Origin of the sequence: Pseudomonas sp. NPDC089918 (assembly GCF_050280605.1) — a bacterium.
GTDB lineage: Bacteria > Pseudomonadota > Gammaproteobacteria > Pseudomonadales > Pseudomonadaceae > Aquipseudomonas.
Genome location: NZ_JBNNVP010000067.1, coordinates 1 through 19,090, shown reverse-complemented (window position 1 = coordinate 19,090; position 19,090 = coordinate 1). Strand labels below are relative to the sequence as shown.

Here is a 19,090-nt window from a genome sequence, read left to right as displayed (position 1 = left end):
GCGTCCGCACCTGTCTTTGAAATACAAAACGCCCGATGCGGTGCATCGGGCGTTAGGGTGAAACAGGTGTAAACCTATTTCAGGACTAGACACTGCGATTTGCAAAACTTTTGCAAAACCCCACTTAAAACGCCAACTCGGCGCCCACCTCCAGGTGCTCGATTTTCTTTTCCCGGTTATCAACTGACTGGGCCAGCTTTGCTCTCCAATCGTTCGGTTTTTCCCGTCTGGCCTGTCGCCACCTTCAGCGAACAGAGTTTCTGAACTAACACAGCCATAACCGTCTACATTGCAGGGGGCATCCCCTTTCTGAGAGAACGGATATGTTTAGATCTCGCTCGTTGATTGCCGCTATGACGTGTCTTGCCTTGGCGTCCGGTTCAATGACTGCATTGGCCGACCCGGGAAACGGGAAGGGCCAGGGAAGCGGCAAGGGAAATCCACAAAACATCCAGGACCATGGCAACGCCAGCCATGGAAACAAAGGCAAAGGTTCAGGGGGGGACGATTGGAGTCACGGCCCGAGCATCAACCACGGAAGTGTCCTCGGTATCCTGGGTGGTTATCGCGACTACTGGAGCCCCGGGCCCGCCTTGCCACCCGGCATTCAAAAAAACCTCGCCCGTGGAAAACCGCTACCGCCGGGGATCGCCAAAAAACTCGATGGCCGATTGCTCGGCAGGCTTCCGCATTACGATGGCTACGAGTGGCGGCAGGCTGGCACTGACTTGATATTGGTGGCGATCGCTACCGGGATTATCTACGAGGTTCTCAATGGCGCATTCGATTGATAATGAAACTGACCAATTCAATCGTGTCCTCGCAGCATAACGACCTGTAAATCACGGGAAGCAATGTGCATTGTTCGATAACTGCACATTGCCTGCCGTTGGTCGTTGACCTTTGAACTGTGTGCCGCCGAAACAGTCAATTACTCCGTGCAATATCAACCACACGGAATCTCCCCATGTTATTAAAAAACAAGAGTTTTGCAGCCGTCATGTCATGCGTGATGATGCTCGCAGCCGCCCCCTTATTGCCCGCTGACCTGTCCATCATGAGTTCCGCCTATGCGAAGGATGGTGGTGGTGGTGGTGGTGGTGGTGGTAACGGCGGCGGCAATGGTGGTGGTAACGGTGGTGGCAATGGTGGCGGTAATGGCAGTGGCCACGGTGGTTCCGGCCATTCCGGCGGCGTCAGCAATGGCCACGGCAATGGCTTGAGCAGTGATCACGCAGGCAAAGCTGTACGCGACCGTGGTCTCAGTGGCAACCACTACGGTAATGATCGTAATGGTGATAGCGGCCATGGTTCGGTGACTTCGGGCATTGCGAATTCCCGGGATACGCGAGGAGTAACGAAGGCTTCTGCCATTTCGGCCTCTACGCCTGGCGATCACAATGCTAAAGGACTAAGCAACGCTCGCACTTCGACTTCAAAAAGAACGGATTAAGTCCAGGTTCTCAAAGCCGGGTATCCATCAGGAGCCCGGCTTTTTTGTGCCCGCTATTTGCCAATTCTGTCTGGCGTTGAAGCCTCCGGCATACTGATCACCCTGGCGGTGGTGATTGCGGATAATCAGCGGAGCCGCGTGCGTGGGCAAATCCCCGCCGATGAACTACTACTGTAGGGCTGTTTCAACTTCGTCTGTAAGGAGTATGTCGATGCTGGCTCACTGGTTTCTGGCGGCGATTCACCTCTTGGCCTTTGCGCTAGGCTTCTGGGCGGTACTGACCCGCGGTACGGCTTTACGTCGTCTGATTGCCGGGACGGGGGAGGCGCGCAGCGTTCTGGTGGCGGATAATCTGTGGGGGATCTCTGCAGTCATTCTCTTGGTCACGGGAGGGATGCGAGCTTTTGGTGGGTATGAAAAAGGCACTGATTACTACCTTCACCAGCCGCTGTTTCACCTCAAAATGACGCTCTTCGTCCTTATCCTGCTGCTTGAAATTGCACCGATGGTGGCGCTGATCAAATGGCGGATTGCGTTGGGTCGTGGGGCGGCGATCGATACCGGGCGCGCAACGCTATTTGCTCGTATCAGTCATATCGAGGCGCTGCTGCTGGTGCTGATGGTTGTGGCCGCCACGGGCATGGCGCGTGGGGTCGCGTTTGGCTAGCCGGGAAGGAGGAAGCCCTTTCTCGCAGCAAATCCGAAACGTCTGACAGTCAGGCATGAGGCGAGGGCGCTAGTATCGGCTCCACGTTGCGAAGGCATAGCAAAGAGAGGCTGGGCGGAGAGCGATGCGGTGCTTGAATCTTTAGCCAGCCGTTATTCGAGGCAGAATGGGCTGGCTACTGACCACAGCAGGATTCAGGGTGTTTGCGGTTTGTCTGGGGCGGTCAGGCCGGCCTGAATGCGTTGATAGATTTCTTCGCGATGCACCGCAACGTCTTTCGGGGCGTTGATGCCAATCCGGACTTGCTGGCCGCTAACGCCCAGAATGGTGATCGTAATGTTGTCACCGATGTTTATGCTTTCACCGACTTTGCGGGTGAGTATCAGCATGGTTTTCTCCTTGATTGCTTTGTAGGGCACCTGATTCGGACAGTGCAGAGGTCGGTATAGGTATAGATTAGTGCGAAGTCTCGCAGTTTGGGTGCCTCTTTCTGACGCGCAGATGCTGCATTAATTCCCAAGGCGTAACTATACAGAGGCCGCAACCATCATTCTCGTTGTTTTGCGCCCATTTTGCGGCGCTCGAGCAGGATCCATGAGTGTTAAAATCGCTGCTTTCAGCATTCAGAGGGAAGCGTTGTGCGCAAAGTGGCCTTGGTAATCGCAGTATTGACGTTGGCCGGGTGCGATGAGGGTAAGGGGGTTAACGCGCAAAAGCCGCAACCGACAGTCGCTTCCGCACCCGCGGCGACAACCGGTCCGCAATGGGACGTCGAGGTGCGCGGCGAAACCCCCCAGGCGGTCAGCGACCTGAGCGGCTGGCTGATTGAGCATAGCTTCGTTTCCAGCGTCATCAGGGAGAATGGAAAGGTTCGGATCCTGATAGGGCCGTTTAATTCGAAAACCGAGGCAGAAGCCAAGCAAGCTGAGGTGACGGCAGCGCTCACCCGGGCAAAGAAAAGGAATATCGAGTCGCTGGTGGTCGAACATCCGACGGCTCAATAAACAAAAAACGGCGTTTAGAAACGAACAAAGGCCTGGGGTGTAACGCCCCAGGCCTTTGTGTTTTCAGCGGCCGGTCAGCCGCAGGTTTTCATGTCCACCGGGCCGACAAACTCGTTGCCGCGCCCCATCACGCACGCAACGCTCTGATTGCGTTGACGTTCCCAGGTTTGTACCGGATAGGTTTTATTCCAGGCTTCATACAGTTGCCGATCCTGTTTTGACAGGCGCAAGCCGTATTGCTTACTCATGTAGAAATAAGTCCGGGCGATCATGCCGCGAATGGAAGGGCGGGGCATGACCTTCTTCGCCTTGAAGTCGACCTGTGTCAGGCACGAACCGTATTGACCGGTTTGCACGGGCAACCAGCCGAAGCTGAAGTTGCTGCGATCGCCATTCACTTCGCCGATGCTCGGCACCAGATTGTGCAGATCGGCCTCGGCTTTCTGATAGGTCGGGTCGTACCGTGTGCAGTTCTTGCGACCGCCTTGTTGCCAGCATTCGCGCAGATGGCCGATCTGCCAGGCCGGGACAATGTGCTCCCACTCGATGCGCGAGGCGCGTTTGGCGTTTTTGCGCGGCACATAGCCGCAGGCGGCCAAGTCCACGCGGTTGCCGGTGTATTTGCAGCCGCAATAAAACTCGGTGGATTGCGGGGCGTACAACTTCCACGCGACTTTCTTTGCTTCGTTGAAGGTGCGTGGGGCGCCAGCCTGGGCGCCGAGGGTGATGAGCAGCAGCAGTAAAGCAAACCAGCGGACACTCATTGACTCAGTCTTCCTTTGGCACAACCCAGAAAATCTGCACACCGCCATCGTCGCGATGGGCGAGGGTGACGTTATCGTTCTCGTCGATTTCTTCGAGCAAGCGTTCCCACTCATCCACCGGTTCATCTGGAAGACGGAAGATCAGTGCCGCTTTGGCTTTTTGGGCTGTGGGGGAATTGATGATTTTCTGAATGCGCATACCCAGGCGTTCATAGGTATCAGGAGAGACAGAGGTAGTGGCCACGGAATTATCCTTATTAAGCTGTACGGGCATACAGTATTTAACTGTAAGCATTTTCGCAACTGCTTAAAATTCAAGAAAATCCTCTGACAGTAGTTTTTTCCGTTTGGTGTAGGACGATGGGAAATTTTTTATCGGAATAGGTCGTGAACCACTCACCAAGGCTGGCGAGTGGTGGCAGCGATGCCCGACCAGAACAGGTCGGGCGAGGGTGGATCAGTATTCCCAGAACATCCGTTGCAGCTCTTTGCTGTCGTTGGTCTTGGTCAGCGCGACCATGGCCAGGATGCGGGCTTTTTGCGGGTTCAGGTCGTTAGCCACAACCCAGTCGTACTTGTCGTCAGGCTGTTCGGCGTTACGCAGCACGAAACCACCGGCGTTGACGTGGGAAGAACGAATGATTTGTACGCCGTCCTTGCGCAGGGCTTGCAGGGCGGGAACCACGCGGGACGAGACCGAGCCATTGCCGGTACCGGCGTGGATGATGGCTTTGGCGCCCGATTGAGCCAGGGCTTTGTAGGCGGTGTCGCTGACGTTGCCATAGGAATAGGCGATTTCGACGTCAGCCAGGCTCTTGATGGTTTTGATGTCGAATTCCGAATCCATGGTGTGGCGCTTGGCTGGCAAGCGGAACCAGTAGGATTTGCCTTCGACCACCATGCCCAGTGGGCCCCAGGCACTTTTGAACGCCTCGGTCTTGATGTTGATCATTTTGCTGACATCGCGACCCGACTGGATTTCATCGTTCATGGTCACCAGTACGCCTTTGCCGCGCGCGTCTTTGCTGCTGGCCACGGCGACGGCGTTGTACAGGTTCAGCATGCCGTCGGCCGACATGGCGGTGCCAGGGCGCATGGAGCCTACGACGATGATCGGCTTGTCGGTTTTTTCCACCAGATTGAGGAAGTAAGCGGTTTCTTCCAGCGTGTCGGTGCCGTGGGTGATGACAATGCCATCGACGTCTTTGCTGTCGGCCAGTTCAGCCACGCGACGGCCCAGTTGCAGCAGGTTGTCGTTGGTGATGCTTTCGGATGCGATCTGCATGACCTGTTCGCCGCGAACGTTGGCCAATTGGCTTAGTTCCGGAACCCCTGCGATCAGCTGTTCGATACCGACTTTCGCCGCTTGATAGGTGGCGCTATTCGCGGCACTGGCTCCCGCGCCGGCAATGGTGCCGCCAGTGGCCAGGATCACCACGTTTGCCAATTTCTGTTGGGTTTCGACTTCTTTTGCCTGAAGGGCGGTGGGCAGAAGCAATAGCAGGGCCAAAGCGCCCGGAATAAAAGTGTTGAAGGCAGATTTCATTATTGTTTTCTCTCGTAGTGAAACGTTGCGGATGCAGGTTCATCTAGACACGCCCCCAAGCAGATCTGAACGCCGGGGGTGTAGGAGAAGAGCAGGATCTGTACCAGCCTGATATTCAACAATAAGATCTTTTAACCATATGATTTTTATATGAGTTATTGAAACGTCTGGAAAAGTATTCACACTTGGGTGTCCGGGTTTCCGAACATGTGTAGCTTTTACGTTCGGCTCTCCGACCCTCATTGAGACAGTCGACTTGCAAAATCGGAAATCAGTGCTAAAGAAACCCCCGTGCAGGTCGATGCTCCTTTAAAGGGATCTTTTCCAGGAGTTCATATGTCGTTTACTGTCGGTTTTCCAAATGCAGGTGCCATCACTATCGCGGGCAAGTCCCCGGCGACCATCAACGCCTTGAGTGAAGCGACGTCCGACGCCTCAGCCCAAGCGCTGGGTGAAGAGGCGGGTAGTGACAACCAAGTCAGAACCGGTGGCGGTGCGCAGACTCAGGGCGAAAGCAAATCCGAAAAAAGCAGCAATCAAAGTATTGCGGTGCAGGTACTGCTCAAACGCATGCAGGAACTTCAGCAGCAACTGCGCGAACAGCAGCAACAACTGGCGGCCGCTCAGGCAGCGAATTATCCGACCCCGGAAGCCAAAGCCACCGCGGTCATGTCGATTCAGGGGCAAATCGCCGATACCAGCGGTGCGCTCGCGCAAGTGACAGGCAATCTGGTCAAAGAGCTGGCCAAGGGTTCCAGCAGTGGCAGTCTGGTCAGCACCACAGCGTGATGTAAAAGGGTTGGCTTTTGCCAACCGAGACACAGAACGGGTCGTTGACAAATCTCGATAGGGTTCGCATAGTTCGGTCTACGCAAACGTTTGCGCGGTCGCCCTTGATGGCTTGATCCCGTAAGGGCAGAGTCCAGCGCAAGCATTGCTCAGAATAATCATAAGATCGGAGTGAACCCATGAAGCTGCCATTCGCTGGACGTCTTCTCGCTGTCGCAATGCTGGCTGCCGCATCCGCCGCGTTGCCAGTCTCTTCGGCTTTCGCCGAAACCCCTGAAAAACCTAAAGTCGCATTGGTCATGAAATCCCTGGCCAACGAATTCTTCCTGACCATGGAAGACGGCGCCAAGGCTTACCAGAAAGACCACTCCGGCGACTTCGAGCTGATCTCCAACGGCATCAAGGACGAGACGGACACGGCCGGCCAGACGCGCATCGTCGAGCAAATGATTTTGTCCAAAGTCAACGCATTGGTCATCGCTCCGGCAGACTCCAAGGCCATGGTCCCGGTCATCAAGAAGGCAGTCGATGCCGGCATCACCGTGATCAACATCGATAATCAGCTGGACCCGGCCGTGGTCAAAAGCAAAAACATCACCGTTCCGTTCGTAGGCCCGGACAACCGCAAAGGCGCGCGTCTGGTGGGTGAGTACCTGGCCAAACAGCTGAAGGCTGGTGACGAAGTCGGCATCATCGAAGGCGTTTCCACCACCACCAACGCCCAGCAGCGTACGGCTGGCTTCAAGGATGCGATGGAGGCGGCGCAGATCAAAGTCGTGTCCCTGCAGTCCGGCGATTGGGAAATCGACAAGGGCGGCAAGGTTGCCTCGTCGATGCTCAGCGAATACCCGAACATCAAGGCCCTGCTGGCCGGCAACGACAGTATGGCGGTCGGCGCGGTATCTGCCGTGCGCGCGGCGGGCAAGGCCGGCAAGGTGCAGGTGGTTGGTTATGACAACATCAACGCCATCAAGCCAATGCTCAAGGATGGCCGCGTCCTGGCCACCGCCGACCAGTTTGCTGCCCGGCAAGCGGTGTTCGGCATTGAGACTGCGCTGAAAATCATCAAGGGCGAGACAGTCGATAGCGGCGCCAACGGCGTCATCGAAACTCCGGTAGAGCTGGTTACCAAGTAGTCTTTCTGGCGACACAACGGTGCTCGCCTCTTGGGGCGAGCACATGGAGAGTTTTTATGTCCGTTTGCGCCCCGAACGCTGTCCTCTCGGTCAGCGGTATCGGTAAAACCTATGCCCAACCTGTCCTCACCGGTATCGACCTGACGCTGATGCGCGGTGAAGTGCTGGCGCTGACCGGTGAGAATGGTGCCGGCAAAAGCACGCTGTCGAAAATCATTGGCGGACTGGTCACGCCGACCACCGGCCAGATGCAATTCCAGGGGCAGGATTACCGTCCAGGCAGCCGGAGCCAGGCCGAAGAGCTGGGCATCCGTATGGTCATGCAAGAACTCAATCTGTTGCCGACGTTGTCGGTGGCGGAAAACCTGTTTCTCGACAACCTGCCCAGTCACGGTGGCTGGATCAGCCGCAAGCAATTGCGCAAGGCGGCGATCGAGGCCATGGCCCAGGTCGGCTTGGACGCCATCGATCCAGATACTTTGGTTGGTGAGCTAGGTATTGGTCATCAGCAAATGGTCGAGATCGCTCGCAACCTGATCGGCGATTGCCACGTACTGATTCTCGACGAGCCGACAGCAATGCTCACGGCCCGTGAAGTCGAAATGCTGTTCGAGCAGATCACTCGCCTGCAGGCTCGTGGTGTGTCGATCATCTACATTTCCCACCGCCTCGAAGAACTGGCAAGGGTGGCCCAGCGCATCGCGGTATTGCGCGACGGCAACCTGGTCTGCGTCGAGCCGATGGCCAATTACAACAGCGAGCAACTGGTCACCTTGATGGTCGGCCGTGAATTGGGCGAGCACATCGACATGGGGCCGCGCAAGATCGGCGCGCCGGCTTTGACGGTCAAAGGGCTGACCCGTTCTGACAAGGTCCGCGACGTGTCTTTCGAAGTGCGCGCCGGCGAGATTTTCGGGATTTCCGGTTTGATCGGGGCAGGGCGCACCGAGTTGCTGCGCTTGATCTTCGGCGCCGATACAGCCGACAGCGGCACCGTCGCGCTGGGCGCGTCGGCCCAGGTGGTGAATATTCGTTCGCCGGCCGACGCGGTTGGTCACGGCATCGCCCTGATCACCGAAGACCGCAAAGGCGAAGGCCTGCTGCTGACACAATCGATCAGCGCCAACATTGCCTTGGGCAATATGCCGGTGATTTCCAGCGGCGGCTTCGTCAACAACGGTGACGAGATGTCTCTGGCCCAGCGTCAGATCAACGCCATGCGCATTCGCAGTTCCAGCCCGACGCAACTGGTATCGGAACTGTCCGGCGGTAATCAGCAGAAAGTCGTGATCGGCCGCTGGCTCGAGCGCGACTGCACGGTGATGCTGTTCGACGAGCCGACCCGTGGCATCGACGTCGGCGCCAAGTTCGATATCTACGCATTACTCGGTGAGTTGACCCGTCAGGGCAAAGCGCTGGTAGTGGTGTCCAGCGACCTGCGCGAACTGATGCTGATCTGCGATCGCATCGGTGTGCTGTCCGCAGGGCGTCTGATTGACACCTTCGAGCGTGACAGCTGGACCCAGGATGATTTGCTTGCCGCCGCTTTCGCCGGCTACCAAAAACGTGATGCGTTGCTCAACGAAGCAGCGCCTAGGGATCTTCCATGAATACTGCATCTTTGGCCGGCAAACGTAGTGGCAATTTTTACGGACTCGGCACATATCTGGGCCTGGCCGGTGCCTTGCTGGCGATGGTCGCGCTGTTCTCGGTCCTGAGCAGCCATTTCCTGTCTTACGACACCTTCAGCACTCTGGCCAACCAGATTCCCGATTTGATGGTACTGGCGGTCGGCATGACCTTCGTATTGATCATCGGCGGTATCGACTTGTCGGTGGGGTCGGTACTGGCGCTCGCGGCCTCGGCGGTCAGCGTGGCGATTCTCGGTTGGGGCTGGAGCGTCTTGCCTGCGGCCTTGCTCGGCATGGCGGTGGCGGCATTGGCCGGGACCATCACCGGCTCGATCACCGTGGCCTGGCGGATTCCGTCGTTCATCGTGTCCCTCGGTGTGCTGGAAATGGCGCGGGGCCTGGCGTACCAAATGACCGGTTCGCGCACCGCCTACATCGGTGATGCCTTCGCCTGGCTGTCCAACCCGATCGCCTTCGGCATCTCGCCGTCGTTCATCATTGCCTTGCTGATTATCTTCATCGCCCAGGCTGTGCTGACGCGTACGGTGTTCGGTCGTTACCTGATCGGCATCGGCACCAACGAAGAGGCGGTGCGTCTGGCGGGGATCAATCCGAAACCTTACAAGATCCTGGTCTTCAGTCTGATGGGGCTGCTGGCCGGTATCGCCGCGTTGTTTCAGATTTCTCGCCTGGAAGCGGCGGACCCGAACGCCGGCTCCGGTCTGGAGCTGCAGGTGATCGCCGCGGTCGTGATCGGCGGCACCAGCCTGATGGGCGGGCGCGGCTCGGTCATCAGTACATTCTTTGGCGTCCTTATTATCTCGGTACTGGCGGCCGGTCTGGCGCAGATCGGCGCGACCGAACCCACCAAACGCATCATCACCGGTGCGGTGATCGTGGTGGCGGTGGTGCTTGATACTTATCGCAGTCAGCGCGCAAGCCGGCGGACCTGAGTCATGGCAACAATCAAGGATGTAGCGGCACTCGCGGGCATCTCCTACACCACGGTTTCCCATGTGGTGAACAAGACGCGGCCGGTCAGTGAGGAAGTACGGGTCAAGGTCGAGGCGGCGATCAAAAGCCTCGACTACGTGCCCAGTGCCGTGGCCCGGTCGTTGAAAGCGAAAACCACCGCGACCATCGGCCTGCTGGTGCCCAACAGCCTCAACCCGTACTTCGCTGAATTGGCCCGTGGCATCGAGGATTACTGCGAGCGCAACGGCTATTGCGTCATCCTCTGCAACTCCGACGACAACCCGGGAAAGCAACGCAGTTACCTTCGCGTGTTGCTGGAAAAACGCATTGACGGCCTGATCGTTGCCTCAGCCGGGGGTGATAGCGGTCTGGCCGAAGGTCTGGCGGGTGTGCGTACGCCGATGGTAATCGTCGACCGTGGGCTCGAAGGTCTCGATGCCGATCTGGTGCGCATCGATCATGAATACGGTGCCTACCTGGCGACCCGGCACCTGCTGGATCTGGGGCATCGGGACATCGCCACGATTGGCGGGCCGGCGAGTACCAGCGTGGCGCAGATGCGTCTGGCCGGTTATTGCCGCGCCTTGAAAGAGGCAGGCGTCGAAGTGCCGCGCGAGCGCATGCTGGAAAGCGACTTCACCAGCACTGGTGGTTACAACGCCGCCGCGATACTGCTGGAAAACAACCCGCCTAGCGCGATCTTCGCCGGTAACGACATGATTGGCATCGGTGTGTTGCGCGCCGCTGCCGAGCGCAATATTCGTGTGCCCACCGAGTTGTCGGTGATCGGCTTCGACGACATCCAGATGAGCCGTTACGTCTATCCGGCGCTGACCACCGTTGGTCAATCGATCCTGCAGCTTGGCGAGATGGCGGCCGAAGTGCTGTTGCGCAGGATTGCCACGCCGGGTCTGGCGACTGATCAGCGCATCGTGAAGCCCAGTATCGTCCTGCGCGAATCGACTGCGCCGCTGGCCGGTGTGTTCGCCCAATACCGCTAAAACCAAAAAGCACCGCAGAAACAGAATTGACGAGTAGTGATGTATGCCAGCAAAAGTAGTGGTAATAGGCAGCCTGAACATGGACCTGGTAACCCGGGCGCCACGGCTGCCCCGTGGTGGTGAAACGCTGATCGGCGAATCGTTTGCCACGGTTTCCGGCGGCAAGGGCGCGAACCAGGCCGTGGCTGCGGCGCGGCTGGGGGCGCAAGTGTCGATGGTCGGTTGTGTCGGCAACGACGCCTATGGCGAAGCGCTGCGCGGGGCGTTGTTGGCCGAGCAGATCGATTGCCAGGCGGTCAGCACGGTCGAAGATTCCAGTGGCGTAGCGTTGATCGTGGTCGATGACAACAGTCAGAACTCGATCGTGATTGTTGCCGGTGCCAACGGTGCGCTCACGCCCGAAGTGATCGACCGTTTTGACGCGGTGTTACAAGCGGCGGATGTCATCATCTGTCAGCTGGAAGTACCGGATGCCACGGTCGGCCATGCTCTGAAGCGCGGTCGTGAGCTGGGTAAAACCGTGATTCTCAATCCGGCGCCGGCCAGCCGCCCGCTGCCGGCGGATTGGTATGCGGCCATCGATTACCTGATCCCCAACGAAAGCGAAGCCTCGGCCCTGAGCGGTTTGCCGGTGGACTCCCTGAGCACCGCCGAAACTGCCGCCACCCGCTTGATCGCCATGGGCGCCGGCAAAGTGATCATCACCCTGGGTTCTCAAGGATCACTGTTCGCCGATGGCCAACGCTTCGAGCATTTCCCGGCAGCGAAAGTGAAGGCGGTCGATACCACCGCAGCCGGCGACACGTTCGTCGGTGGTTTCGCCGCGGCGTTGGCGGCCGGCAAGCGCGAGGCCGATGCGATCCGTTTCGGCCAGGTCGCCGCAGCGCTGTCGGTCACCCGGGCTGGCGCGCAACCTTCGATTCCCACCTTGTCCGACGTACAGGCCTTTAAAGCACCATGAAAAAGACTCCTTTGCTCAACGTCGCGCTGTCGCGGCTGATCGCCTCCCTGGGCCATGGCGACACGGTGGTGATCGGCGATGCCGGCCTGCCGGTTCCACCCGGCGTCGAATTGATCGACCTGGCCTTGACTCACGGCATTCCGGATTTCATCAGTACCTTGAAGGTCGTACTGAGCGAAATGCAGGTCGAAAGCCATGTGCTGGCCCATGAGATTCTGGACAAGAAACCGTCGGCCTTGAGCACACTGGATGAACTGAATGCCGAAGGTGCGCTGGGCCGGCGCGAACTGCTCAGTCACGACCAATTCAAAGTGCTCAGCCGACAAGCACGGGCGATTATTCGTACAGGCGAATGTCAGCCGTACTGCAACATCGTACTGGTGGCTGGAGTAACGTTTTAACGTTCCGTTCTTCCCACGCACAAGGAGTGCGCTATGCACCGCTATGCTCAGAAACTGCACCATCTGCTTCGGAGTCTGCTGCTTTTGTCCCTGATTACCGCAACAAGCGCCCACGCGGCGGAAAAGATCGACTTGATCATCGACACCGATCCGGGTGCTGATGACGTGGTCGCCTTGCTGTTTGCCCTGGCATCGCCGGAGGAGTTGAATATTCGTGCGCTGACCACCGTTGCGGGCAACGTGCGTCTGGACAAGACTTCGCGTAATGCGCGTCTCGCCCGCGAGTGGGCAGGGCGCGAGGAGGTGCCTGTTTACGCGGGCGCGCCGAAACCAATGATGCGCACGCCGATTTATGCCGAGAACATCCACGGCAAGGAAGGCCTGTCGGGTGTCACGGTGCACGAACCGAAGAAAGGCCTGGCCGAAGGCAATGCGGTGAATTATCTGATCGATACCCTGAAGACCGCCAAACCCCACAGCATCACCATCGCCATGCTCGGTCCACAGACCAACCTGGCGCTGGCGCTGATCCAGGAGCCTGAAATCGTTCAGGGCATCAAGGAAGTGGTGATCATGGGCGGTGCGCATTTCAATGGCGGCAACATTACCCCGGTGGCCGAATTCAACCTGTTCGCCGACCCTCAGGCTGCAGAAGTGGTGCTGAAAAGTGGCGTCAAGCTGACCTACCTGCCGCTGGACGTGACCCACAAGATTCTGACCAGTGAAGCGCGCCTGAAGCAGATCGCCGCACTGAACAACAATGCCAGCAAGCTGGTGGGCGATATTCTCAACGAGTACGTCAAAGGCGACATGGAGCACTACGGCATTCCGGGTGGCCCGGTGCATGACGCTACAGTCATCGCTTACCTGCTCAAGCCGGAGCTGTTCACCGGGCGTTCGGTCAACGTAGTGGTTGATAGTCGCGAAGGGCCGACCTTCGGCCAGACCATTGTCGACTGGTATGACGGGCTGAAGGCACCGAAAAATGCCTTCTGGGTTGAAAGCGGCGACGCTCAGGGCTTCTTCGACCTGTTGACCCAGCGTCTGTCTCGTTTGAAGTAAGTCATAGGCCCGCAGGTGTCAGCCTGCGGGTTTTTGCGCTACTCGGTCTCTGTTGCGCCCTTATAGTCGGCGGGGTACTTCTCCAGAACCTGTTTGATGAATGTCTGTGCGGCTTGTGTTCCCAGTTCCTTGACCAGCAAATCGATACCAATGATTGCCAGCTCTTCCGGGCTACCCGGGCTGTAAGAGCTGTGGCCTTGTGGCCACTTGGCTTTGATGTCGGCGTCGATGCTTACGGTGGTCATGATGGCGCTCGTGAAGTCGGAAAGGCTGAGTATCGAGTTAACCATTTTGCGCGGCGTTTGGCACTCCGACTTAGGCATGAGGGGAGGGCTATGCGACACTTGGTCTTTGACGAATTTTCAAGGACCGTGCTGTGCAGATCGATTTGAACACTCCTGACGGCTTGACCCTCGAAGCGGTGCGTCAGTTGCTGGCCTCTGCCAGCGACGATGAACACACTCAGTTGCGGGTCACCAAGGGCGGCATCGCCTACATTTCGTCGGGTATTGTGGGCGGTACGGACATCGACGGGTTGCTGTTTCGCCTGGAAACCTGGGCCAAGGGCTCCGGTTATGTCGGATTGGTCGCGGCCAGCGACGAGGTCTGGGTGATGCAGATTTTCAATGCGCTCAAGGAGAACTGGCCGAAACCGCCTTTCGACTACATCGACGTCTATTGATCGCTGTTCATATTCAGTCACGATTGAATGATGAACGGCAGGGTGATGCTCAGGCAAACTCGCCACTGTCCGGATCGAGGGCGGGGCGATGGTACTCATCTTGAAACCAAACGCCGAGATGGCGGTCGCACGATCTCAGCTTAACTATTGAAAAAAGGAGGCTTCATGCCTTGGAAGCTCGCGTCATTGGGTACTTTGTTGGCCGCCACTCTGCTGACCGGTTGCAGCAGTACGTCCACCGAGTCGGCAAAGGACCCCGTGACGACCGATACCGGCCACAGCCGTTGTGAAGCCAAAGCTGCCGAATTCACCATTGGCAAAAAGGCGTCGCCCCAATTGCTGGAGCAGGCACGCACCCGCTCAGGCGCGCAGAATGCCCGGTTCCTCAAGCCTGATGACATGGTGACCCTGGAATACCGCTCCGATCGCTTGAACCTGAACACCGATAACAATCTGGTGGTCACCCGCGTTAATTGCGGCTGATTGCTTCAGGCTTTTGTTTCGCCCATAAAAAACCCCGTCACATGGACGGGGTTTTTTTAGTGCGGCTGAAAATTACTCAGCGCGGACTTGTGCAGCTTGCATACCCTTTTGGCCTTTCTCAGCCACGAAGGAAACGGTCTGGCCTTCTTTCAGGCTTTTGAAACCGTCGCTTTCGATAGCTTTGAAGTGTACGAACAGGTCGTCACCGCCACCTTGAGGAGTGATGAAGCCGAAGCCTTTTTCATCGTTGAACCATTTAACGGTGCCGGTTTGGCGATTAGACATGGTGTATCTCCAAGAAACATATATTTTCAGTAGTACTGTGCTGCTCAGGCCAACTGGGCACACCGGAGTATCATAGTCGAAATGTTCGCTTTGGGAGCCCCCCGGGTGTGCTGTTTGCCCTTCAGTAGCGTTTGCTTTGTTGCTTCGTATGGCTGAAAGCCCCGGTTTAAAAGGCTTTCAGCCGAAAGTAAAGACAATAAAAAAAGCTGTAAAACCTGCATAAATCGTACGAAAAAGCTGAAATCCGGCCCTTTTTTTCAGCGATGGGCCGAGTCACAAGGACTTTTTTCTCACTTTTTCGCCGGTGCATTGGCCTTGCATTTGGCGATCTGGCCCAGTGCCTTCTGTTGCAGTTCCGGGCTGGCCTTGTTGTCCATCAACGACTGAATGTCGCTGGCCGGGTACGATTTGATAGCGTCGGCACCACATGCGCAGTGTGACTTGGCTGCCGCAGCGCCGATCTGCGGAGTGGCCGCCTGAGTGCACTGAGCCATGTATTTCTCGCGCTCGCCCTTTGGCCAATCGGCATGGGCAGCCAGCGGCAGCAACAGGACGACGGGTGCGACGATGGCGAATAAACGATTCAGACGCATGCTGGGATGCTCCTTTTGGGTCAATGTCTTGTTATCTGAGGGGTAAAGCAGGGTTCAAGTTCATCACTCTGGCATAAAAATGCGTGATTTGCCCCGGCAGAAAACCTTGCCACCGCGACGACCGTTCATCTGTGCTAGCATGCCTCGCTCGGGCGTTTGCAAGCTCCGGATGACCTTCAGTCCCGGCAGCGGCAGCGGCTCGAATAACCCTGATTTGAATCCCAGTCACTCTGGTTCGGTTTTCCGGTTGGCCGCAAGGCTCCTGCCGCTGTAAGGCAGGCGTTCGTCATTGAATGGCCTGGATCGGATCTTGTACTGGCTCATCCCAACCCACGTGACCTTTGGTAGGGGTCACCACTAGGAGAGGAGGCGCCATGCCAACTATTACTCTTCCCGACGGCAGTCAACGTTCATTCGATCACCCGGTTTCCGTAGCCGAGGTCGCCGCATCCATCGGTGCCGGTCTGGCCAAGGCCACCGTGGCCGGCAAGGTCAATGGCAAGCTGGTCGACGCCAGCGACATCATCGACAGCGATTCCTCGCTGCAAATCATTACGCCAAAGGATGAAGAGGGGCTGGAGATCATTCGCCACTCTTGCGCCCACCTGGTTGGCCACGCGGTCAAGCAGCTGTACCCGACGGCCAAGATGGTCATCGGTCCGGTCATCGACGAAGGCTTCTATTACGATATCGCCTTCGAGCGTCCTTTCACGCCGGACGACCTGACCGCCATCGAACAGCGCATGCAGCAGCTGATCGAGAAAGATTACGATGTGATCAAGAAAGTCACTCCGCGCGCCGAAGTGATCGAAGTGTTCAAGGCCCGCGGCGAAGACTACAAGCTGCGTCTGGTCGAAGACATGCCGAATGAGCAGGCCATGGGTCTGTACTATCACGAAGAATACGTCGACATGTGCCGCGGTCCGCACGTGCCGAACACGCGCTTCCTGAAATCCTTCAAGCTGACCAAGCTGTCCGGCGCCTACTGGCGTGGCGATGCCAAGAACGAGCAATTGCAGCGCGTTTACGGCACCGCATGGGCGGACAAGAAGCAGCTGGCGGCTTACATCCAGCGCATCGAAGAAGCTGAAAAGCGCGATCACCGCAAGATCGGCAAGCGCCTGGGCCTGTTCCACACCCAGGAAGAGTCGCCGGGCATGGTGTTCTGGCACCCGAACGGCTGGACTCTGTACCAGGTGCTCGAGCAGTACATGCGCAAGGTTCAGCGCGACAACGGCTATCTGGAGATCAAAACTCCACAAGTCGTTGACCGCAGCCTGTGGGAGAAATCCGGACACTGGGCCAACTACGCCGACAACATGTTTACCACTCAGTCGGAAAACCGCGACTACGCCATCAAGCCGATGAACTGCCCGTGCCACGTGCAGGTGTTCAATCAGGGCCTGAAAAGCTACCGCGAGCTGCCGATGCGTCTGGCCGAGTTCGGTGCCTGCCACCGTAACGAGCCGTCGGGTGCACTGCACGGCATCATGCGCGTTCGCGCCTTCACTCAGGACGATGCTCACATCTTCTGTACTGAAGAGCAGATGCAGGCCGAATCCGCTGCGTTCATCAAGCTGACCATGGACGTCTATGCCGACTTCGGTTTCAAAGACGTCGAGATGAAGCTGTCCACTCGTCCGGAAAAACGCGTCGGTTCCGACGAACTGTGGGATCGCGCCGAAGCTGCACTGGCTGCAGCCCTTGATAGCGCTGGCTTGCCATACGATCTGCAACCGGGCGAGGGTGCGTTCTACGGTCCGAAGATCGAGTTCTCGCTGAAAGATTGCCTCGGCCGCGTCTGGCAATGTGGTACCCTTCAGCTCGATTTTAACCTGCCTGTCCGTCTGGGAGCCGAATACGTCTCTGAAGACAACAGTCGCAAGCACCCGGTTATGTTGCACCGGGCGATCCTGGGCTCCTTCGAGCGTTTCGTCGGAATCCTGATCGAGCACTACGAGGGTGCATTCCCCGCGTGGCTGGCTCCGACCCAGGCAGTGATCATGAATATCACTGATAAACAGGCTGATTTTGCCGCTGAGGTTGAAAAAACCCTCAATGAAAGCGGATTTCGTGCCAAGTCTGACTTGAGAAATGAAAAGATCGGCTTTAAAATCCGCGAGCATACTTTGCTCAAGGTTCCCTATCTCTTGGTTATCGGAGATCGGGAAGTCGAGATGCAGACTGTCGCTGTGCGTACTCGTGAAGGTGCTGACCTGGGCTCGATGCCCGTCGCCCAGTTCGCTGAGTTTCTCGCGCAAGCGGTTTCCCGGCGTGGTCGCCCAGATTCGGAGTAATTATTATTAAGCGTGAAATGAGACAAGATAAACGAGCTGCACCGAAAGCCCCGATCAACGAGAATATCTCGGCACGCGAGGTTCGGTTAATTGGAGCTGAAGGTGAACAGCTTGGGATTGTGTCAATTGAAGACGCGCTTCTTAAGGCTGAAGAGGCCAAACTGGATTTGGTGGAAATTTCCGCCGATGCAGTACCCCCTGTTTGCAAACTGATGGACTACGGCAAATCGATCTTCGAGAAGAAGAAGCAGATTGCCGCGGCCAAGAAAAACCAGAAGCAGATTCAGGTTAAAGAAATCAAGTTTCGTCCAGGGACGGAGGAAGGGGATTACCAGGTAAAACTGCGCAACCTGGTACGTTTCCTGAGTGATGGGGACAGGGCCAAGGTATCCTTGCGATTCCGCGGCCGTGAGATGGCCCACCAGGAGCTGGGGATGGAACTCCTCAAGCGAGTTGAAGGTGACTTGCTCGAGTACGGTTCGGTCGAACAGCATCCTAAGATGGAAGGACGCCAGCTGATCATGGTCATCGCCCCGAAAAAGAAGAAGTAATCAATAGGGCACGGCAGGCCTTCTGATTATGTTTATCAACTGAATGCGGAGTATCCGAACATGCCAAAAATGAAAACTAAAAGTGGTGCTGCTAAGCGGTTTTTGAAAACTGCTAACGGTATCAAGCACAAGCACGCTTTCAAGAGCCACATCCTGACTAAAATGTCGACCAAGCGTAAGCGTCAACTGCGCGGTAGCAGCTTGCTGCATCCGTCTGACGTGGCAAAAGTCGAGCGCATGCTGCGCCTTCGTTAATTTTAGTCAAGAATAGAGGAAGTAACTCATGGCTCGTGTAAAGCGTGGCGTCATTGCCCGTAAACGTCACAAAAAAATTCTGAAACTTGCTAAAGGCTACTACGGCGCTCGCTCGCGCGTATTCCGTGTTGCCAAGCAAGCGGTAATCAAGGCAGGCCAATACGCCTACCGTGACCGTCGTCAGAAAAAACGTCAGTTCCGCGCTCTGTGGATCGCTCGTATCAACGCTGGTGCACGTATCAACGGTCTGTCCTACAGCCGTTTCATCGCCGGCCTGAAAAAAGCGTCCATCGAGATCGACCGTAAGGTTCTGGCTGATCTGGCAGTGAACGAAAAAGCGGCGTTTGCTGCGATTGTCGAGAAAGCTAAAGCCACCTTGGCTTAAGTACCCCCGACAGTCACCCGGCCTCACCTCTGTGGGGCCAGGTGTTAAACGTCATAAATAGGGGAAGAGCTTGAAGGCTCTTCCCTAGCAGGTTTTTGAACCACATGGGGTGAGTCTCTCCTTTATACAAAGGGGGGCATTATTGTCCTCCGTGTGCCATAGGCCAACC

General features: G+C 57.0%; 25 protein-coding genes. 18 read left to right on the top strand and 7 right to left on the bottom strand.

Going from position 1 to position 19,090, the window contains the following annotated elements:
* The first annotated feature begins 323 nt into the window (after positions 1 to 323).
* The 3 genes from ACQKPC_RS28700 to ACQKPC_RS28690 all read left to right on the top strand — a co-directional run bounded on the left by ACQKPC_RS28700 (position 324) and on the right by ACQKPC_RS28690 (position 2,120).
* A complete protein-coding gene (locus ACQKPC_RS28700; RefSeq protein ID WP_192343331.1) occupies positions 324 to 791 on the top strand; it encodes an anti-virulence regulator CigR family protein in 468 nt (155 codons plus the stop codon).
* Positions 792 to 967: 176 nt separating this feature from the next.
* Positions 968 to 1,453, top strand: a complete 486-nt coding sequence (locus tag ACQKPC_RS28695) for a hypothetical protein (protein ID WP_427627997.1) — start codon at positions 968 to 970, stop codon at positions 1,451 to 1,453.
* A 211-nt stretch (positions 1,454 to 1,664) separates the two neighbouring features.
* Positions 1,665 to 2,120, top strand: coding sequence for a DUF2214 family protein (locus ACQKPC_RS28690; RefSeq protein ID WP_427627995.1), 456 nt, complete (start codon positions 1,665 to 1,667; stop codon positions 2,118 to 2,120).
* A 194-nt stretch (positions 2,121 to 2,314) separates the two neighbouring features.
* On the opposite strand, the gene csrA is transcribed toward ACQKPC_RS28690, so the two are convergent.
* Positions 2,315 to 2,509: a carbon storage regulator CsrA gene (csrA, locus tag ACQKPC_RS28685; protein ID WP_007905913.1), complete on the bottom strand. Its 195-nt coding sequence runs from the start codon at positions 2,507 to 2,509 to the stop codon at positions 2,315 to 2,317.
* 249 nt (positions 2,510 to 2,758) lie between these two features.
* Between csrA and ACQKPC_RS28680 the strand changes: the two genes are divergently transcribed.
* A complete protein-coding gene (locus ACQKPC_RS28680) occupies positions 2,759 to 3,124 on the top strand; it encodes a hypothetical protein (RefSeq protein WP_063340424.1) in 366 nt (121 codons plus the stop codon).
* Positions 3,125 to 3,198: 74 nt separating this feature from the next.
* On the opposite strand, the gene ACQKPC_RS28675 is transcribed toward ACQKPC_RS28680, so the two are convergent.
* The 3 genes from ACQKPC_RS28675 to ACQKPC_RS28665 form a co-directional block, all read right to left on the bottom strand.
* Positions 3,199 to 3,888 carry an endonuclease gene (locus ACQKPC_RS28675; protein WP_427627993.1) on the bottom strand — a complete coding sequence of 230 codons (690 nt, stop codon included), beginning with the start codon at positions 3,886 to 3,888 and terminating at the stop codon, positions 3,199 to 3,201.
* 4 nt (positions 3,889 to 3,892) lie between these two features.
* Entirely contained in the window at positions 3,893 to 4,183 is a 291-nt protein-coding gene (locus ACQKPC_RS28670) for a DUF1654 domain-containing protein (protein WP_032830731.1), read from the bottom strand.
* A gap of 162 nt (positions 4,184 to 4,345) precedes the next feature.
* Entirely contained in the window at positions 4,346 to 5,434 is a 1,089-nt protein-coding gene (locus ACQKPC_RS28665) for an asparaginase (protein WP_401177078.1), read from the bottom strand.
* Positions 5,435 to 5,770: 336 nt separating this feature from the next.
* Between ACQKPC_RS28665 and ACQKPC_RS28660 the strand changes: the two genes are divergently transcribed.
* The 8 genes from ACQKPC_RS28660 to ACQKPC_RS28625 all read left to right on the top strand — a co-directional run bounded on the left by ACQKPC_RS28660 (position 5,771) and on the right by ACQKPC_RS28625 (position 13,390).
* Positions 5,771 to 6,223, top strand: a complete 453-nt coding sequence (locus tag ACQKPC_RS28660; RefSeq protein WP_008075879.1) for a hypothetical protein — start codon at positions 5,771 to 5,773, stop codon at positions 6,221 to 6,223.
* Positions 6,224 to 6,402: 179 nt separating this feature from the next.
* Entirely contained in the window at positions 6,403 to 7,359 is a 957-nt protein-coding gene (locus ACQKPC_RS28655; RefSeq protein WP_008075878.1) for a sugar ABC transporter substrate-binding protein, read from the top strand.
* Between the two features lie 56 nt (positions 7,360 to 7,415).
* The gene (locus ACQKPC_RS28650; RefSeq protein WP_427627990.1) at positions 7,416 to 8,969 is read left to right on the top strand and encodes a sugar ABC transporter ATP-binding protein; all 1,554 of its coding nucleotides are present in this window, start codon (positions 7,416 to 7,418) and stop codon (positions 8,967 to 8,969) included.
* Complete coding sequence (locus ACQKPC_RS28645; protein WP_007905898.1) at positions 8,966 to 9,943, top strand: ABC transporter permease; 978 nt, start codon at positions 8,966 to 8,968, stop codon at positions 9,941 to 9,943. The genes ACQKPC_RS28650 and ACQKPC_RS28645 overlap by 4 nt, the downstream gene beginning before the upstream one ends.
* A gap of 3 nt (positions 9,944 to 9,946) precedes the next feature.
* Positions 9,947 to 10,966, top strand: coding sequence for a LacI family DNA-binding transcriptional regulator (locus ACQKPC_RS28640; protein ID WP_427627988.1), 1,020 nt, complete (start codon positions 9,947 to 9,949; stop codon positions 10,964 to 10,966).
* Positions 10,967 to 11,009: 43 nt separating this feature from the next.
* A complete protein-coding gene (gene rbsK / locus ACQKPC_RS28635) occupies positions 11,010 to 11,927 on the top strand; it encodes a ribokinase (RefSeq protein ID WP_427627986.1) in 918 nt (305 codons plus the stop codon).
* Positions 11,924 to 12,328 carry a D-ribose pyranase gene (rbsD, locus tag ACQKPC_RS28630; RefSeq protein ID WP_427627984.1) on the top strand — a complete coding sequence of 135 codons (405 nt, stop codon included), beginning with the start codon at positions 11,924 to 11,926 and terminating at the stop codon, positions 12,326 to 12,328. Before rbsK ends, rbsD begins: the two co-directional genes overlap by 4 nt.
* Positions 12,329 to 12,361: 33 nt before the next feature.
* Positions 12,362 to 13,390 (top strand): nucleoside hydrolase, encoded by a 1,029-nt coding sequence (locus tag ACQKPC_RS28625; protein ID WP_427627982.1) that lies wholly within the window; start codon positions 12,362 to 12,364, stop codon positions 13,388 to 13,390.
* 38 nt (positions 13,391 to 13,428) lie between these two features.
* Here the strand turns inward: ACQKPC_RS28625 and ACQKPC_RS28620 are convergent, their stop codons facing one another.
* Positions 13,429 to 13,635 (bottom strand): hypothetical protein, encoded by a 207-nt coding sequence (locus ACQKPC_RS28620; RefSeq protein WP_063340416.1) that lies wholly within the window; start codon positions 13,633 to 13,635, stop codon positions 13,429 to 13,431.
* A 131-nt stretch (positions 13,636 to 13,766) separates the two neighbouring features.
* Between ACQKPC_RS28620 and ACQKPC_RS28615 the strand changes: the two genes are divergently transcribed.
* Both ACQKPC_RS28615 and ACQKPC_RS28610 read left to right on the top strand, forming a co-directional pair.
* Positions 13,767 to 14,072, top strand: coding sequence for a hypothetical protein (locus ACQKPC_RS28615; RefSeq protein ID WP_008075867.1), 306 nt, complete (start codon positions 13,767 to 13,769; stop codon positions 14,070 to 14,072).
* A gap of 165 nt (positions 14,073 to 14,237) precedes the next feature.
* Positions 14,238 to 14,555 carry an I78 family peptidase inhibitor gene (locus tag ACQKPC_RS28610; protein ID WP_427627980.1) on the top strand — a complete coding sequence of 106 codons (318 nt, stop codon included), beginning with the start codon at positions 14,238 to 14,240 and terminating at the stop codon, positions 14,553 to 14,555.
* A 72-nt stretch (positions 14,556 to 14,627) separates the two neighbouring features.
* Here ACQKPC_RS28610 and ACQKPC_RS28605 read toward each other — a convergent pair whose 3' ends face one another.
* The gene (locus ACQKPC_RS28605) at positions 14,628 to 14,840 is read right to left on the bottom strand and encodes a cold-shock protein (protein WP_007905882.1); all 213 of its coding nucleotides are present in this window, start codon (positions 14,838 to 14,840) and stop codon (positions 14,628 to 14,630) included.
* Between the two features lie 290 nt (positions 14,841 to 15,130).
* A complete protein-coding gene (locus ACQKPC_RS28600; RefSeq protein ID WP_007905881.1) occupies positions 15,131 to 15,433 on the bottom strand; it encodes a hypothetical protein in 303 nt (100 codons plus the stop codon).
* Positions 15,434 to 15,807: 374 nt separating this feature from the next.
* Between ACQKPC_RS28600 and thrS the strand changes: the two genes are divergently transcribed.
* Genes thrS through rplT form a run of 4 tightly spaced genes read left to right on the top strand, consistent with a single transcriptional unit; the run spans position 15,808 to position 18,921 of the window.
* A complete protein-coding gene (gene thrS, locus ACQKPC_RS28595; protein ID WP_427627977.1) occupies positions 15,808 to 17,730 on the top strand; it encodes a threonine--tRNA ligase in 1,923 nt (640 codons plus the stop codon).
* A complete protein-coding gene (infC, locus tag ACQKPC_RS28590; RefSeq protein WP_172435341.1) occupies positions 17,730 to 18,281 on the top strand; it encodes a translation initiation factor IF-3 in 552 nt (183 codons plus the stop codon). The genes thrS and infC overlap by 1 nt, the downstream gene beginning before the upstream one ends.
* A 60-nt stretch (positions 18,282 to 18,341) precedes the next feature.
* Complete coding sequence (gene rpmI, locus ACQKPC_RS28585) at positions 18,342 to 18,536, top strand: 50S ribosomal protein L35 (protein WP_002553160.1); 195 nt, start codon at positions 18,342 to 18,344, stop codon at positions 18,534 to 18,536.
* Between the two features lie 28 nt (positions 18,537 to 18,564).
* Entirely contained in the window at positions 18,565 to 18,921 is a 357-nt protein-coding gene (gene rplT, locus ACQKPC_RS28580) for a 50S ribosomal protein L20 (protein ID WP_007905879.1), read from the top strand.
* Positions 18,922 to 19,090 lie beyond the last annotated feature (169 nt).

Coding starts and splice junctions, on each gene's coding strand:
- ACQKPC_RS28700 (WP_192343331.1), top strand. CDS start 324: ATGTTTAGATCTCGCTCGTTGATTGCCGCTATGACGTGTCTTGCCTTG.
- ACQKPC_RS28695 (WP_427627997.1), top strand. CDS start 968: ATGTTATTAAAAAACAAGAGTTTTGCAGCCGTCATGTCATGCGTGATG.
- ACQKPC_RS28690 (WP_427627995.1), top strand. CDS start 1,665: ATGCTGGCTCACTGGTTTCTGGCGGCGATTCACCTCTTGGCCTTTGCG.
- csrA (WP_007905913.1), bottom strand. CDS start 2,509: ATGCTGATACTCACCCGCAAAGTCGGTGAAAGCATAAACATCGGTGAC.
- ACQKPC_RS28675 (WP_427627993.1), bottom strand. CDS start 3,888: ATGAGTGTCCGCTGGTTTGCTTTACTGCTGCTGCTCATCACCCTCGGC.
- ACQKPC_RS28670 (WP_032830731.1), bottom strand. CDS start 4,183: ATGCTTACAGTTAAATACTGTATGCCCGTACAGCTTAATAAGGATAAT.
- ACQKPC_RS28665 (WP_401177078.1), bottom strand. CDS start 5,434: ATGAAATCTGCCTTCAACACTTTTATTCCGGGCGCTTTGGCCCTGCTA.
- ACQKPC_RS28660 (WP_008075879.1), top strand. CDS start 5,771: ATGTCGTTTACTGTCGGTTTTCCAAATGCAGGTGCCATCACTATCGCG.
- ACQKPC_RS28655 (WP_008075878.1), top strand. CDS start 6,403: ATGAAGCTGCCATTCGCTGGACGTCTTCTCGCTGTCGCAATGCTGGCT.
- ACQKPC_RS28650 (WP_427627990.1), top strand. CDS start 7,416: ATGTCCGTTTGCGCCCCGAACGCTGTCCTCTCGGTCAGCGGTATCGGT.
- ACQKPC_RS28645 (WP_007905898.1), top strand. CDS start 8,966: ATGAATACTGCATCTTTGGCCGGCAAACGTAGTGGCAATTTTTACGGA.
- ACQKPC_RS28640 (WP_427627988.1), top strand. CDS start 9,947: ATGGCAACAATCAAGGATGTAGCGGCACTCGCGGGCATCTCCTACACC.
- rbsK (WP_427627986.1), top strand. CDS start 11,010: ATGCCAGCAAAAGTAGTGGTAATAGGCAGCCTGAACATGGACCTGGTA.
- rbsD (WP_427627984.1), top strand. CDS start 11,924: ATGAAAAAGACTCCTTTGCTCAACGTCGCGCTGTCGCGGCTGATCGCC.
- ACQKPC_RS28625 (WP_427627982.1), top strand. CDS start 12,362: ATGCACCGCTATGCTCAGAAACTGCACCATCTGCTTCGGAGTCTGCTG.
- ACQKPC_RS28620 (WP_063340416.1), bottom strand. CDS start 13,635: ATGACCACCGTAAGCATCGACGCCGACATCAAAGCCAAGTGGCCACAA.
- ACQKPC_RS28610 (WP_427627980.1), top strand. CDS start 14,238: ATGCCTTGGAAGCTCGCGTCATTGGGTACTTTGTTGGCCGCCACTCTG.
- ACQKPC_RS28605 (WP_007905882.1), bottom strand. CDS start 14,840: ATGTCTAATCGCCAAACCGGCACCGTTAAATGGTTCAACGATGAAAAA.
- ACQKPC_RS28600 (WP_007905881.1), bottom strand. CDS start 15,433: ATGCGTCTGAATCGTTTATTCGCCATCGTCGCACCCGTCGTCCTGTTG.
- thrS (WP_427627977.1), top strand. CDS start 15,808: ATGCCAACTATTACTCTTCCCGACGGCAGTCAACGTTCATTCGATCAC.
- rpmI (WP_002553160.1), top strand. CDS start 18,342: ATGCCAAAAATGAAAACTAAAAGTGGTGCTGCTAAGCGGTTTTTGAAA.
- rplT (WP_007905879.1), top strand. CDS start 18,565: ATGGCTCGTGTAAAGCGTGGCGTCATTGCCCGTAAACGTCACAAAAAA.